Here is a 15,477-nt window from a genome sequence, read left to right on the forward strand (position 1 = left end):
AGCTTGGGGCGCGCCCCCTCGTGGCGGTTGGCCGGCCGCAGAGTCATCATCACGAATGCGCCGGCCAGCGCCAGGCATCCGGACAAAACAAACAGCGCCGTGTAACCTACGTTCAGGTACCGCCACCCGAACCAGACCACCGCGGCGCCGATGATCGAAGCGATGATTTGGATCCCGCCGACCTGCCCCAGTCGCGTCGCGCGCTCGTGCGGCTTGGCCTCGCTGAGGATGATCGCCCCGCGCAGGGGGCCGAACAAGTGCATGCCCGCGCTGTACAGGAACATGAACTGGATCATGACCCAGTAATCGCGTCCGAGCACGCCGATCCCTATGTTGCCGACCGCGAGGACGACCAGCGCCAGGGCCGCCAACCGCACCTCGTTCATGAAGAAGAAGACGCCCGCGAACACGGCCACCAGGAACCCCGGCAGTTCGCGCGGGAATTCCAGCCGGCCCCGCTGCTCCGCCGACAGGTGGAACGTGTCGTTGAGGAAGTTGTTGAACGTGGTCTCGAAGATCTTCATCGCGGCGGTCATGAAGCACGCCGCGATGATGAGCAGCAGCAACTGCTTGCCTAACCCGCGCCACCTGTCACTCAGCACTTGCCAGCGATGCCTTTCTGTCGCGAAAGGGACGACGAACCGCAGATCAACGGGGATGAACCCAAATTGCCCAGGCACGACTCGCCGAAAACGGGAACGGATCCGCGCATCCGCGTCAATCGACGGCTGGAACGATCACCCCTTCTTCTTGTGCGGCCGCACGAAGCCGACGCGCAACTTCACGATCTCTTGCTTCGGCGTGTAGAAGTAGCCCGCGTCGTAGGTCCCGTGGGCGAGCATGCCGATACCGAGCAGCGAATCGGCGCCGACACGCGTCCCGGGCGCGAGGAACACGGCGACGCCCGTGCGCACGTCGTCGCCGAGGTAGGACGCGTTCGCGATGCCGTTCTTCGCGGGCTTCACCATGCGCCCGCCGATGTTGAACTCACAGCGCGCACTGTCAAACCGCCACGTGCCGAAGAAATTGCCCGCGCCCAGGTCGCACTTGCGCCCAGTCACGATCCAGCACTGACCGGGGTGCATGTAGATCGTGCCCGGCCCGGCGACGCCCTGGAAATCGGCTGCGCACTCGAAGCGCGACCGGTCGGCGCACACCGACAGACTGCGCACCACGGAATGCCGCCGCACGCCCACGCCATTGCCGATGAGCACGCCCTTCTCGACCACGGAGTCTTCGATGTAGCTGTTCTCGCCTACGACGACGCCGCCCTCGAGCAGCGCGCCGATGCCGACCCGCGAGCCTTTCCCCAGATACAGGTCACCGCGGATGCGAATCGGCGTCATCGGCGGGTGCTCGCGCTTGAGCGCTGCCACATGCTGTTCGCGCGTCTCGTACGGGCCGATGAACGCATCTTCCGCGCATACAACCGTCGCTCCCGGCGAGATGATTGTGCCGGGGAAGATGAACTCGGGATCGGGTTCGCCCGCGCCTTCGCGGTAGACGTAACCGTCCGTGCGCTCGGCGATCGCCCGCACTTCGCGGATGAGCACTGTCTGGTTGGCATCGAGGTAATCGAAACAGCGATCGACGTGCACCACTTCATCCTGGGCGCGCACCGTTCCGATTGGGATGCCGGCCGCGACCGCCTCCTCGAGCGCGCCCGCGAGGTAGGTGCGCCGCTCTGAGTTGAGCGCAAGCTCGCCCGCCATGGAAAGCGAATTCGCGTCTATCGCATACATGCCGGTGAGGCGGTACTTGCCGTCCTCGACTCGCCCCTTGACGCGCGCGACCCGCGTGCCGTCGCGCGTGATATCCACGGTGTGCCAACTCGGCTTGTCCTCTGCCTCGCCGAGTTCGTCGTAGAGCGCGACCGGATAGCTGCCGCCCATCTCAGCGAAGGCATTGACGATCCCGCGGTAGTCGGACTCGAATGCCAGTAGGTCGCCGTTGACGAGCAGCAGATTGCCGCTGATCTTCGCTTTGCGCAGCGCCGACAGCGCGGCCACCGCATCGCCCGAACGGTAGTCCTCCACGGTCACCACTTCGACCGGGCGGTTCGCGTAGGTCTCGCTTACGAGCTGCTCGATGATGTGCCCCTGGAAGCCGGCGACGACCCAGACCTTGTCCATGCCGACCGCGAGAAGCTGGTCAATCACGCGCGTCACGAGCGGGACATTGGCGACCTCGAATGCGTACTTCGGCCGCGGTGATTTCTCGCCGCCGAAGGGAAAGCAATTCTCGCCCACGCCGTGGGCAAGAACCATAGCCTGCTTCAATTCCTTGGGCATCTGAGTACCTCCGAGATTCGGGCCGGCCCGACGACTCGCCGCACCGGCGCGACTGAGCAGTCCTGTTCGCCGTGACCACCGTATTCCCTTGGCGGCAGAGCCTGTCATGCAGCCAAGGAGTGGCGGGGCAGTGGCGGGGCGGCTCCAAGAATCGCCTGCGCCCGTTCGTCCGTTGAGGTCGCGTTGTGCGCGACCCCGAGACCATCGTCTTCGTCAACCGCTGCCGGTCATCCGGCACTTCCCGGTCCGAAGCGACTCGCTGGATGACTCCCGTCCTTGTATCCAGCACCACAACGCAGTGAGACGTTTTCGTCTGCGCGCAATCCGCTCGTGCCGCTGTCCGCGTTTCCTGGGACCGCGTCGGCCGCGATGATTCATCTGCGCGACGGAGCCACCCGCGCGTGCGTCAATCGCAGCGCGCGATGGGCGACCGACTCTCCGCGTCGTCATTCCATCGCGTCGAGAGTTAGATCTTCGCGCATCAGTTTCCACGTAGTGTACAGTGTCGGCGTTGTTCGACACTATCCGATAGACATGCGCATGCCGCGCGACGGGCGCCGATAGCATGTGTCGCGCGAAAAAAATCAACGTCGCAAATTGCAGAAAATCGGTTGACAATTATGTTACAATGCCTTACAATGTAGCCGCTGGACGAGGAGGTTCTTGCAGTGCAGGTGAAGCGATTCGGCAGACAAGTGCGTGAGTGGCGGCGGGTGCGCGGTCTGTCATTGGAACAGACGGCTGCGCTGGTCGGGACAACAGGCGCGACGTTGTCGCGTCTCGAGCGCGGCCTCCACCGTCCGCGGCGCAAGCTGGCGATGCGTCTGTCGGAACTGCTCGGCGAGCAGCCGGTGCTGCCGATTGAATGGCACCGCGAACCAAAACTCGACGGCGCCGCACGCGAGTTCCTTGCCCAGGCCGCACGGCGGAACGTGAGGGTTCCGTCGGACGTAGAAGATCTGACAGTATGGCGCGCCGGCGATGGCGCGTTTCTCATTCTGCGCGTCGGCGGTGTAACTGAGTAGCGAACACAACGGGGCGGGCGCGTTTCGCGAGAAGTTCGCGAAGGACGCGAACCGAGCCCCATCGGGAAGTCCTGGCCGTTGGGATAAACGGGCGACCGACAACCAACGTTGTCGGTCGTAGGAGAGGCGCAGTCCAACCTGTCGGCCGTGCTCTTCGCGCAAGCGAAGTTGACGTACGGGACGCAGTATGTGCCGCTTGTCGTGTTGACCGCGGCTAGAGCGTACGCGGCCCCGTAGGAAACACAAAGTCCGCGCGAGGAAGGGGGTGATGTCATGCCCACGGCCAAGAAGAAGACGGCGGCCAAGAAGAAGACGGCGGCGAAGAAGAAGACGACCGCCAAGAAGAAGACGACGGCCAAGAAGAAGACGACCGCCAAGAAGAAGACGGCCAAGAAGAAGAAGTAGACGAACGTGCGAAGCGGGGCGACAGAAACTCTGTCGCCCCGCGCAATCTCCGCAGGGAACAGAGCGCCCCAGCTTCTAGTTGCATTCTAGCATAAACCCGTCGGGCCGGCAAGTAGCCGCCGGTGACACATAAGCGGCGCAGGGCGGGCTTGCCTCTGCCGGATCCGCTGCAAACAGACGTTCTGGTCCGGCCGCGCGAATATACCTGACCAGTGAGGTCGGGCCGCTTACTCCACCTCCGCGAATTTCTTCCTGGGCGAGTGGCAGATCGGGCACTTGTCCGGCGGTTCGCCGATGACCGTGTTCCCGCACACCCCGCACACGAAGATCTTGGCGCTCGGCAGGTCTTTGCCCGATGCCAGCGTTGCCAGTGCCGCCTTGTAGAGCGCGTGGTGAATCTCTTCCACCGCGAGCGCGTTGTTGAATGACATGACGGCGTCCTGGTTGCCTTCGGCCTTCGCTTCGGCAACGAACTTCGGGTACATGGACTGGAACTCCATGCCTTCACCATCAATCGCGGCGTGGAGGTTCTCCTTCGTCGTCTTGACTCCGCCCATCACCGCCAGATGCGCATGTGCGTGTACGGTCTCCGCCTCAGCCGCGGCGCGGAAGAGCCTCGCGATCTGCGGGCAGCCGTCGGCATCGGCCTGTTTGGCAAAGGCGAGGTACTTCCTGTTGGCCTGACTCTCTCCGGCGAATGCCTCGTCCAAGTTCTCCTTCGTTGCCATGTTCCTCGGGCTCCTTTCCCGCTCTTCGGTTCGAGCGCTGAGAGCAGCGTTTCACCTCCGGCCTCGGGCCCTCCTGTCGCTCCTGCCTGACGCGTGCCCACGGCGTGGGCGGACAACGATGACGGCCCGACGTGCGCGGGATCGAAAGGCGACCTGCCGCAGCGCCCTGACCTCGGACCATCTGGGAACAGGAATGACTCGGCGCCGCAGCCAAAAGGGTGGCGCGGGCGGCATGAAAAGCTGAGGGGCCAGCGACGCGGGCAGGTCTGCGCCTGCGTGAGGTCGGTGATTTGACAAGAGGGCTTCGAAAGGGGAACACGATGACAGAGTTGACTTTGCCGGACCGCGTGGAGCGCGTTGAGCGCCAGAACCGGCGGCTGAGGGTGGGGATGCTGGCGATCCTGGCGGTGGTCGGCGCGTTGGTGTTCATGGCGGCGACGGAGCCGGCAGCGAAGGTCGTTAGGGCGGAGCGGTTCGAGCTGGTTGATGCGAAAGGGAAGGTGCGAGGACTACTGACCCTGGTCGGAGACGTCGGCCCGAAGCTGCTGCTGTTCGGCAATGACGACAACGCTCGCGCGATGTTGCGGCTGACCCCAAACGGCAATCCCGAATTGTGCCTCTACGACAAGGACGGCCGGGGAGGCGTCGCGCTGATGGTGGGAGATGATGTCAACCCGAGACTGACGCTGCGAGACAAGGCGGGTACGCTCCGCGCAGAGTTCTCGGGCACAGCGCTCGAACTGTGTGACACGAAAGGTCGCCTGCGCGCAGCGCTGACGCTCGACCGACGGGGAAGTCCGACAATGGGGATGTTCGACGAGGCAAGGAAAGTTTTCTGGCAAGCGCCGTAGACGCGAATCGCCACTGCACCGCATGATCGCTGATGAAGCAGCCGCACGACACCCGCGCCCGCTCCACCACCCCGCGCTGCCGCGTCAGCTTCATCAGGGCTTGGTTTATGACGCGGCAATGGTGCCGCGTCGTCTCCAGCGTGGTGGGTCGGAGCAGGGCTTGCACGTGGAACGGGCGAACGTGCATTGAGCACCGCGAAGGACTGAGGGCATCATAAACCAGGAAAGGAACCTGCCTTGATCGTCACGACCACGCCGAACATTGAGGGGCACAGCATCAAGTTCTACAACGGCGTTGTCTGCGGCGAGGCCATTCTCGGCACCAACATCATGCGCGACCTCTTCGCCAGCGTCACCGATATCGTGGGCGGGCGTTCCGTGGCCTATGAGCACGAACTGAGCCGGGCGCGCCAGATGGCGATTGCGGAAATGACCGATGAGGCGGCGAGGATGGGTGCGACTGCCGTCGTCGGCGTTGACATTGACTACGAAGTGATTCGCGAAGGCATGCTGATGGTGAGCGTGAGCGGGACGGCCGTCACGGTTGAATAAGGTCTCAACCCGTTCGCGCGCCTCGCTTGGGTGCTCAATCAAAGCATCAAGCGCCGCCTCCACCGCGGCGACCTTGCTGGCTTTCAGGAGCCTCGCCAAGCGCACCCATGTCAAATCGGCGTCGACGGGTGCCATGCAGTCCAGTTGTTCAGCCATCTCCTCCGGCAGGCCGTACAAACTCCCGTCGGGCAGCTGCGGCCGCGCGTTCCAGACGGCTCGTGGCCCTCTTTTCGATATGCCTGAGAATCTCGTCCGGCTTATTCAGCGGACTTGTCCTCCAGGCGTACCGGCGGCGCTTAGGTGTGGCGGGATCAGCAGTCCGATGTGGCTGTCTGGTGCCGACGACTGGAGTCGAACCAGCACGGGGAGTTACCCCACCTGATTTTGAGTCAGGCGCGTCTGCCATTCCGCCACGTCGGCACCGAACGCGGGGCGGGCGTGACGCCCGCTGATGGCATGACGAGTATACCATTGGGTGTCGCGGCGGTCAATGCAGGGAACAGGAGGCCCCCCGGCCTTTGCCGAATTACCCCGCCGAGGCCAAAGAGCCCGTAAGGAGATCATCATGGACCAGCAAAGCCAGCCGCCGCAGTGGCCGACACCGGCGCCGCAACAGCCCCAGCCGCCCGCACAGCGAGGGATGAGCGCCGGCGCAAAATGGGCGATCGGGTGCGGCGCCGCCGTGGCGCTCGCGTTCCTCGCGCTGCTCGTGATCTTCATCGCCGGGCTGGTGATGGCCATTGGAGGGGCAGCCGAGTACGGCCGCATGCCCGGTGGCAACGTGGCGCTGATTCGCATCGAGGGCGCGATCACGGCCGGCGCCTTCGGCGGCGGGCCGTTTGGCCAGCAGGCGGCGTCGGAGCGCATCGTTGAGCAACTCCAGGGCGCGGCGGAGGACAAGGCGATCAAAGCCATCGTGCTGCGCATCAACAGCCCGGGCGGCAGCGCCGCCGGGTCGCAGGAGATGTACCACGAAATCCAGCGCATCTGCGACCAGCGCCGCAAGCCGGTGTTCGTCTCGATGGGTGATGTGGCGGCCTCGGGAGGCTACTACGTCGCATCAGCCGCCGACCGCATCTTCGCCGACCCCGGCACCATCACCGGCAGCATCGGCGTCATCTCCGCCAGCCTCGAACTGTCCGGCCTGTTCGACAAGATCGGCATCCAGCCCGAGGTGCTGAAGAAGGGCAAGTTCAAGGATATGGGCTCCGGCTTCCGCCCGATGAACGCCGACGAGCGTCAGATCTTTGAGCAGCTTCTCAACGACATCTATCGGCAGTTCGTGACCGCCGTCGCCGCAGGGCGCGAGATGGACAAGCAGGAGGTGCTGAAGCTCGCCGACGGCCGCGTGTACACCGGCGAGCAAGCCAAGGAGCTGAAGCTGGTGGACGAACTCGGCGGCCTGCGCGAGACCGTACGCGCGGCCGCGAGAAAGGCGGGCATACCCGGCAAGCCCAAAGTCGTTGAGTACCGCAAGCGCACCCTCATGGACGTCCTCTTCGCCGAGGTCAGGGTGCCGCAGCCGCCAACGACGGGGTACAAGGGCCTGCTCTATGACCGCGCCGCGGACCTCATTACGCGCGGGGCGCTTTCGACGGAGGAGTAGGGGAGTACGGCTTGTTCAGAGCACGGGCCCGCCCGATCGGCGGACGGCCGGGAGAACGCCGCCGGCGGTATGTCCGCTCTAAACCGGTGCGGCCTGCGGCTAGTCCGCCACGCGGGCGATGACGTGCTCCTGCATCGCCCGGTCCAGGGTCACGAAGTACGCGCTGTACCCCGCGACGCGCACGATCAGCCCTCTGTGCTGGTCCGGATTCTCCTGGGCGTCACGGAGCGTCTGCGCATTGGCGATGTTGAACTGGAGGTGACCGCCCCCGAGGTCGAAGAACGCCTCAACCAACGCGGCGAGCGCGGCGCCGCTGTCGCGGTCGGCGAGGGCGGATGGATGCAGGTCAACCATGAGCGACGTACCGGCCGCGGCCTTGCGCGGCTCGAGCTTGGCGGCGGAGCGCAGGAGAGCGGTCGGCCCCGCGGTAGCCATGCCCTGCTGGGCGGCCATGCTGTTCGCCAGCGGCTCGCCGGCGCGCCGACCGTCGGGGCTGGCGGCGGTGTTCTCCCCGTACCCGACGCAGAGCACGAACGAGAGAAGGTGCGCACGGAAGTCGCCGCCGCGCGCATCGCGGTGGCCTTCGACCGTGCGGCAGAAGTGGCCCACGACATCGCGGGCGAGGGCATCCACGACCTCGATGTCATTGCCGTACTTCGGCGCCTGGAGCAGCGTGCGCCGCAGTTCGTCAGCCCCATCGTAGTCCCGACGCATCGCCGCGACGACTTCGTCGAGCGTCGCAGCGCCGCGCTCGAACACCTCCTCGCGCAGCGCCGCCAGCGAATCCGCCACGTTCGCGATGCCGACGCAGCACACCCCTGTTGAGTTGTACCGCGCGCCGCCGGCGGTGATGTCGAGGCCGTGCTCCACGCAGTCATCCGTCAGCGCCGACAACGCCGGCAGCGGGTACGCGGTAACCTGGTCCGCTTCAGCCTGCCGCAAGCGCTCTGCAGCCTGCGCGACCTCATGCTCGACCTGCGCACAGTACGCTCGCCAGACGTCGTCGAAGGTGCGCAAGTCCGCAGTCGCACCCGTCCTCGGGCCGAGCTGCTGCCCCGTGAGCAAGCACCGCCCATCGTCGAGCGCGAGTTCCAGGCATTTGGCCAGATTCGAGTAGTGCGCCACGACGCGCGGATCCGCGCGCCCGCCCACTGTGACCTCGATACACCCGATGATTGAGTAGTCGCGCGCCTCCTCGATCGGCACGCCGCGCTCGACCAGGCTCGGCACGATGACGTCGTCGTTGAAGAACTGCGGAAGGTTGAGGCCCGAGCCGGCGATCGCGCACGCGCGCCGCAGCAGGCGTGGAGGAGTCGCGCCATGCCGGCGCACCGACGTCTGGCGTATCAGCCCGATGTCTTCGAGCGTGTCGAGGATCATGTAGCTGAGGTCGTTCGTCCCGTCCGTGCCGTCCGGCCGCAGACCACCGACCATGGCGTTTTGCACGTCGTACGGCAGCCACATCTTGAGCCAGAAACAGGCGAGCAGCTCGTGCGCCTCGTCCTTGGTTATGCGCCCCTGCTCGAGATCCGCCTGATAGACCGGCCACAGGTACTGATCCAGCCGGCCGAGGGATTGCGCGTTGGGGGGATCCTCGAATTGCAGCAGCATGTGCGCGAAGTAAACGGCTTGCAGCGCCTCCGCGAAACTCCGCGCAGGTCCGGCGGGCACTTGGTCGCATCGTGCGGCGATGGCAAGCAGTTCGTGGCGGTGGAAGCTCTGGCGTTCCGCGTCGGCGAGTTCGCGCGCGAGCACCGCATGGCGCTGGCCGAAGAGCCCGGCGGCGCGGCACACACGGGCGACTGCCAGCCGGACGTTGCGCTGTGCCGGGTTGCCTCCGAACGCGCTCAGTTCCGCTTGTGCGGCGAGGCCCTCAAACCCGAGGTTGAGGACCTTCTCGAATCCCGGCACTGTGTGGCCGTAGAGCGTGCCTTTTGCCCACGTCTCGGGGTGATCGCTCCAATACGCCGCGACGTCGCGCGCTTCGGCGGCATCTGTCGGGCCCACTCCACTCGGCTCGCGGCCGCCCCAGAATTCGGGATACGCCAGCGGCCCGAGGCACGAGCGATCGCCGACGACGAGTTCGTCGGGGTAGATCGTGATGGGAATCTCGTGCAGGATGGTCTGCAGCGCGGCCGCGCGGCGAAGGATAATCGGCTGCTCTTCCGTTTGCCGGTAGGCCTCAGTGACGAGTTGCGCGCGATCCAAGCCGGAGGCGGGCTTGCGCGCGAGCGTCTGATCTCTCAGCCGGGCGACGCGTGGTGTCATCACAGATCATTCATGACGAGTTCGGGACTCCGCGCATACTGCGCGCCTCGGCTGCGCCTCAAGTGTACCGGCCTGCGCCAGAGGCGAACAGGTCTGACGGCCGCACAAGCGTCATGAATGATCCCGAGCAACGACGTCGGACAGATACGGATGGGACGCCGCCGACCCGCGGCAGCATGAGCAATGTGCGCCATCCCATGCAGCATATCACGCGCGGCCGGTTCTCAGCAAGTGCCCCCCGGGTGCAGATGTGAAGCCGGCACCGGCGCTACGCCTCGACCGGGCCTTCCTCCAAGCGCATGCTGAGCAGCTTGCTGACGCCGGCCTGTTCCATCGTTACGCCGTAGTGCGTGTGGGCATGCTGCATGGTGTGCGTGTTGTGGGTGATGATGACGAACTGGGAGCGCTCCGCGAACTCGCGCAGGATACGCGCGTAGCGCCCGACGTTCGCTTCATCCAAGGGCGCGTCAATCTCATCGAGGACGACGAACGGTGAGGGGCGCACCCGGAGCAGCGCGAAGATGAACGCGACCGTCGTCAAAGCGCGCTCCCCGCCGGACAGCAGCAGCAGGTTTTGCGTCCGCTTCCCCGGCAGTTGAACGTGAATATCTATGCCGCTCTCCAGCGGGTCATTCGGATCGGTGATGACGAGCTTGGTGCTGCCGCCCTCGAACAGGCGCAGGAAGACGTCCTCGAACTCGCGCGCGACGTGGTCGAAGGTCTCCATGAAACGCGAGCGCGTCGTCTCATCTATCTCGGTGATGATGCGCTGGATGTCGTCGCGCGCCTGGATCATGTCCGCCCGCTGACCCGAGAGGAACTCCAGGCGCTGGCGCACCCGATCGTATTCCTCGACCGCGCCGAGGTTGACCTGGCCGAGATCGGCGATGACCTTCTCCAATTCCTTCACTTGCTGGCGCGCGCGCTCGCGGCTGGGCACGGGCGTGTGCGTCGCCAGGGCCTGCTGGACGTCAACCCCGAATTCCTCTTGCAGCGTCCGCTCGAGGAAACCAATCTCGCTGTGAAGCTGCGTCGTCCGCAGCTCTGACCGGTGCAGGCGGGTCTGCGATTCCTCGACCTCGGTCGCTCGCGCTTTCGCTCGTTCGAGCTTTTCCGAGATCGCTTCGAGCAGTTCGTTGCGGCGGTTCTTCGCCGCCTCGACTTGCGCTTGTCTCTCCTCGGCAGCGCGCGTTAGCTGCTCGATGTTCTGTGAGGCCTCCTGTGTGCTGGAGGCCAGCTCATCGGCCTGCGCCGTTACCTCGGCGAGCTGTGCCTTCTTGCGCTCCACCTCACCCCCGAGTTCCTCGCGCGCCTGGGCGACTTTAGCGGCGGCGGTCTTCAGGGCGTTGATGCGGCCCTCCGCAGCCGCGTGCTCGAGGCGCATGCGCATCAACTCCTGCGCGATGGACTCGCGCTGCCCCCGCTCGTGCGTTGCGTTCTGCTCGGCTGCGGCGAGCGCATCCTCGGCCTGCTGCTGGCGGCTTCCCGCAGCATTGGCGTTCGCCGCGAGATCCTTCTCCTCCGACGCCGCTTGCCACAGCTCCGGGCGCAGGGACTCAAGTTCCGACTCGACCGCTTCTTCCTCCGCGCGCAGCCTCGCGAGTTCCTCGGCTGCCGCTTCGCGCTGCTGGCGCAGTTCGTCAATTTCCTGGGCGCAGCGATCGGCGCGCTCGCTCGCGCTCTTCTCGGCCGCCGCCAGTACGTCGAGGCTGCGCGCCACCTCATCCCGCCGCAGCGTCGCCTGGTCGAGTCGGGCCCGCAGCTCCGTCAGACGGCGCGACAGGTCCGCCACCTCGCGCGCGCGGCGCAGCGGCCCCGCTCCGGGACGCCCGGCGATGACCGCACCCGAGGGATACATGGCCTCGCCTTCGGGCGTGACGATCGCTTCCCATGGTACCCCGCTCGCCGCAAGGCTGCGTGCGGCATCGGCGCTCTCCGCGACGAGGATCCTCCCCAGCAGGCGCTCCACCGTCGGGCGCGCCCACGCTTCGCACGTCACCATGTCCGCAGCGGTACCGATGCAGCCCGGCAGGTCCGCGGTCGCAATGCCCTCGGCCGCTCCGGGCCGGCAGGCGGTCACCGACGCGCGGCCGACATCGGTTGAACGGAGCACGCGCAGCGCCGCTGCGCCGGTTTCCTCCTCCGGGGCGATGACCCCGAGGACGTGGAGCCCGAGCGCGGCCTCGACGGCGATCTCCATGTCCGGCTTGGCCTTGATGACGCTTCTGATGGTCTGCAGCGGCCCCGGCAGGCGGCCCTGGCTCGCCGCTTCGAGCAGCGCCTTGGCGCCGTCGGCGCCCGCGCCGTTGTCCATCTCGCGCAGCGCTTGAAGCCGCGCGGCCGCGGACGATATCGCCTCGCGGAGATCCCCGCGGTCGCGCTCGAGCACGGTCAGCGCAGCGCTCGCCTCGATGCGGCTGGCGACCACGCGTTCCGCTTCGGCTTCCGCCGCGGCACGCTCCGCGGAGACCTGCTTCATCCTCGCTTCCGACTCCGCCGCCGCCGAGGCCGCCTGGTTACGGGCCTCGTGGGCGAGGTGCAACCGATCCTCGAGCCGCTGCACGCGCTGTTCGAGCGCCTTGCGCAACGACTGGCACTGGTGCAGCCGATTGCGCTCCGCGGCGGCCTTGTCAAGAGCCTCCAGGTAGTCCTGCCGGCGGGCCTCGACCGCCTCGTCTGCGGCAGGCATGCGCGACTCGACATCGCGCAGGGTCCGGTCCCAGTGGGCGATCTCATTCCCCAACTGCTCCGACTTCTCTGCGAGTTCTCCGCGCTCTTTCTCGCCCGCCTCGATCTCGGCGGCGGCCTGGGCGATGCGTGCGCCGGTCTGCTCGATCTCCTGCTGCAACTGATCGCGGCGGGCGGTCGCCGAGCGCAGCCTTTCCTGGCGCAGGGATATGTCCGCCTGCGCTCGCTGCGCCTCAGCGGCAGTGCGGGCGGCGACCCCGCGCAGCTCCTCGAGTTCCTCTTCGACACGCTGGAGTTCCGCGCGCAGGCCCGCCTCGGCAGCGCCGAGGCTCTCGATTTCAGTGCGGGCGCGCTGGAGTTCCTCGGCGAGATCGAATTCCCGTTGGCGCGCGCGCTCGATGTTGGCGCACGAGGCCTGATGCTCGTCAACCAGCAGGGAGCGTTTCACCTGCGCGAGTTCGCGCGACAGCTCGCGATACTGGCGCGCTTGCTCCGCCTGGCGCGCTAGCGGCTCGACCTGCGACTCCAGTTCGCCGATTATGTCGGACAAGCGAACGAGGTTCTGTTGGGTGTGATCCAGCTTGCGCTGCGCCTCGCGCTTGCGGTGGCGGTACTTCTGAACGCCGGCCGCCTCCTCGATCAGCGCGCGGCGGTCCTCGGAGCGTATGGACAGGATGGCGTCAATCTCGTTCTGGTTGATGACCGAGTACGCCTGACGGCCGACCCCGGTGTCGAGGAAGAGGTCGTGGATGTCTCGCAACCGGCAGGGCACGCCATTGATGAGGTACTCGCCCTCGCCCGAGCGGAACACGCGGCGGGTGACTGTGACTTCCGTGAAATCGAGCGGGAGAGTGCCGTCGCTATTGTCGAGGGTGAGATGCACCTCGGCGTAGCCGACGCGCTTGCGGGCGGAGGAGCCGGCGAAAATCACGTCCTGGGCGCGCGACGAGCGGATGGTCTTCATGCTCTGCTCGCCGAGCACCCAGAGGATGGCGTCGGAGATGTTGCTCTTGCCGCTGCCGTTGGGGCCGATGATGGCGGCAATGCCGGGACCGAAATCGAGCTCGGTGCGGTCGGCAAATGTCTTGAAACCGTACAGCTCAAGTTTCTTGAGATGCACCCTAATCTCCCGCGCGCCCCCGCGCGAGAGCGCCGACCCAAAGCGGCACGTATTCTATCACAACTCGGCCAAAAAGAAAACTACCAGGAGGAAAAAACGGTCGCGGCACAGCCAGCGCTTGCCGTGCGACATGCGTCGGCGCAGGTGGGCGGCCGTATGCGAAAGCCTGTTTCGCCTGCTGTGCAGGAGGGCCGCAGCGCGGGGGAACCGGCGCGATTCATACGCTCGCTGTTTCCATCACTGGATGCCCAACCATGTCAACGCATTCGTGCTCAACACGCGCTCGATGGTCTCCCCGGACGCGCCGGCCTCGCGCAGCATCTCCTCGTCTTCTCGCAGCCGCCATGCAGCGTACTCTGCCCCCTCCGGCAGGCGCGCATCGCTGCCGAACATGATGTGCTCATCGCCGAGATACCCCAGCGCCTTGCGCAGCGCGTCCACCTTCCACATCGGCGGCGCTCCACTCGTGATCTCGATGTAGCTCGTCCACTCTCCAGTCTGATTTGCTTTGAACTTCGCCATCACCGCCATGCACTCGTCCGTCCACGGCCAGCTCATGTGCGCCATCGCAAAGCGAATCCTCGGGTAGTGGAACATGATCTCGTAGAACGCCGGCCGGCAGTATTGGGACGTATCGCTCGTGCCCCAGAGGATCCCGGTGTGGAACAGCATGGGCCTGCCGTACTCGTTGATCTTGGCGTAGCAGGCCTGCGCCCGCTCATCCGCCGGGTACCACTTGTTCGGGATCATCTTGACGCCGCGCAGCCCCTGCTTGTCCAGCGCGTAATCCACGGCCTGCTGGGCATCGGGCAGCGTCGGCTCGATCCACGCGAATCCGAGCAACCGCTCCGGATCCGCCTTGACCAGCTTCGCGAGCGTGTCGATCACCGCCGTATGCGGTCGCTCTGACTTCGCAGCTTCTCCCGACAAGTGCGGCGGCACACCAAGCAACACGGCTCGTTCGAGCCCGACCCGGTCCATCGCTTCGAGTACCTTCACGCCGTCTTCTGTGCCGTGGGTGTGAATGTGGACATCGATCGCCATGCCGTTGCCTCCTGGACAAGACAGTGCTATTCCGCGACGGGCCTGTTGCGCTCAACGGGTGCTTCGCGAGACGGCGCCGAACGATGTGACTGCGCCGCGACGGAAGATTAGCACCAATTGTGCGGGACAGCAAGAGGCGGAACCCGCGCGCAGCCCCACATGGACAAGCCTTACGAGGTGGCGGACAACAAGGACATGGATCGCTCGATCGGCGAGCCGGGGGGCGGTCTCTGGCTAATGACCGGGCTGCGCCGTGGGGCTGCGGCCGGATGCGCTCTGCTTGCCACAGAGCCCGGCGACCATTTCAGCGATCTTCTCAAACCCGGGCGACACGACGCCGTCGGTCCAGCTCAGCGCCCAGGCCCTGTTCGCGTCCGTGTGTCTGCCGTCGAAGCAGAACGTGATGAATCCGCTGCCGGCCACACGCAGCCGCTGCTGCTCCGCCAGACGGTCGAGGACGCGACTCCACACCTCGAAGCTGCGCATGTTTTCACCTTGCAGCGCCGGGTTCCATTTGTCAACCCAGATCTCGACCGGATGCCCGCGGTAAGAACGCTTGCCCTCCAGGGCGCGCCGCAATTCGAGTATGACCTCGGCCTGCGATGGATACTTACTGCCTGACCGTGCGAAGCCCGGCAGGTGATGGAAACCCACGATGTCTGGTAGCTTGCCGCTCGGAAGCTGGCGCGCCAGGCGCCCTTGCAGCACATCGGCGACTACGTTGATACCCAACTCGCGATTGTGCACCTCGGCGACCACGGCGGCGACCAGCCGGCAGTAGTTGTCTGTGGGGAAGCCCAAATCATTGCCGACCTGGATCCATTTGACGACACCGGGGTGGGCCTTGTCGCAGTACGCTGCGGCGCGGGCGACCAGGTCGGCGTAGAGAGCGATCTGGC

The 15,477-nt window shown here is 65.9% G+C and carries 11 protein-coding genes and 1 tRNA gene; 4 read left to right on the forward strand and 8 right to left on the reverse strand.

All coding sequences use genetic code 11. The annotated features are described in order from the left end of the window. A partial coding sequence (locus tag JSV65_08920) for a hypothetical protein (protein UCH36458.1) occupies positions 1-680 on the reverse strand: 680 nt, incomplete at its 3' end. 57 nt (positions 681-737) lie between these two features. After that, positions 738-2,291 (reverse strand): NTP transferase domain-containing protein, encoded by a 1,554-nt coding sequence (locus tag JSV65_08925; GenBank protein UCH36459.1) that lies wholly within the window; start codon positions 2,289-2,291, stop codon positions 738-740. A 668-nt stretch (positions 2,292-2,959) separates the two neighbouring features. Here JSV65_08925 and JSV65_08930 point away from each other — a divergent pair. After that, complete coding sequence (locus tag JSV65_08930; protein ID UCH36460.1) at positions 2,960-3,316, forward strand: helix-turn-helix transcriptional regulator; 357 nt, start codon at positions 2,960-2,962, stop codon at positions 3,314-3,316. Between the two features lie 632 nt (positions 3,317-3,948). Here JSV65_08930 and JSV65_08935 read toward each other — a convergent pair. Continuing rightward, on the reverse strand, positions 3,949-4,449 hold the full coding sequence (locus JSV65_08935) for a rubrerythrin family protein (GenBank protein ID UCH36461.1): 501 nt from the start codon (positions 4,447-4,449) through the stop codon (positions 3,949-3,951). 320 nt (positions 4,450-4,769) lie between these two features. On the opposite strand from JSV65_08935, the gene JSV65_08940 reads away from it, so the two are divergent. Both JSV65_08940 and JSV65_08945 read left to right on the forward strand, forming a co-directional pair. Beyond that, positions 4,770-5,300: a hypothetical protein gene (locus tag JSV65_08940; GenBank protein UCH36462.1), complete on the forward strand. Its 531-nt coding sequence runs from the start codon at positions 4,770-4,772 to the stop codon at positions 5,298-5,300. 237 nt (positions 5,301-5,537) lie between these two features. Beyond that, positions 5,538-5,852 (forward strand): heavy metal-binding domain-containing protein, encoded by a 315-nt coding sequence (locus JSV65_08945; GenBank protein ID UCH36463.1) that lies wholly within the window; start codon positions 5,538-5,540, stop codon positions 5,850-5,852. Positions 5,853-6,185: 333 nt separating this feature from the next. Here the strand turns inward: JSV65_08945 and JSV65_08950 are convergent. Then, positions 6,186-6,272, reverse strand: a tRNA-Leu gene (locus tag JSV65_08950). 145 nt (positions 6,273-6,417) lie between these two features. On the opposite strand from JSV65_08950, the gene sppA reads away from it, so the two are divergent. Beyond that, positions 6,418-7,458, forward strand: a complete 1,041-nt coding sequence (gene sppA / locus JSV65_08955; GenBank protein UCH36464.1) for a signal peptide peptidase SppA — start codon at positions 6,418-6,420, stop codon at positions 7,456-7,458. 99 nt (positions 7,459-7,557) lie between these two features. On the opposite strand, the gene JSV65_08960 is transcribed toward sppA, so the two are convergent. The 4 genes from JSV65_08960 to JSV65_08975 form a co-directional block, all read right to left on the reverse strand. Further along, a complete protein-coding gene (locus tag JSV65_08960; GenBank protein UCH36465.1) occupies positions 7,558-9,726 on the reverse strand; it encodes a hypothetical protein in 2,169 nt (722 codons plus the stop codon). A gap of 268 nt (positions 9,727-9,994) precedes the next feature. Then, positions 9,995-13,534: a chromosome segregation protein SMC gene (gene smc, locus JSV65_08965; GenBank protein ID UCH36466.1), complete on the reverse strand. Its 3,540-nt coding sequence runs from the start codon at positions 13,532-13,534 to the stop codon at positions 9,995-9,997. A gap of 237 nt (positions 13,535-13,771) precedes the next feature. Further along, positions 13,772-14,578: an amidohydrolase family protein gene (locus JSV65_08970; protein ID UCH36467.1), complete on the reverse strand. Its 807-nt coding sequence runs from the start codon at positions 14,576-14,578 to the stop codon at positions 13,772-13,774. Positions 14,579-14,812: 234 nt separating this feature from the next. Further along, on the reverse strand, positions 14,813-15,477 hold a 665-nt coding region (locus JSV65_08975; protein ID UCH36468.1), incomplete at its 5' end, for a hypothetical protein.

Source organism: Armatimonadota bacterium, from assembly GCA_020354555.1.
In the GTDB taxonomy this organism is placed as follows: Bacteria; Armatimonadota; Hebobacteria.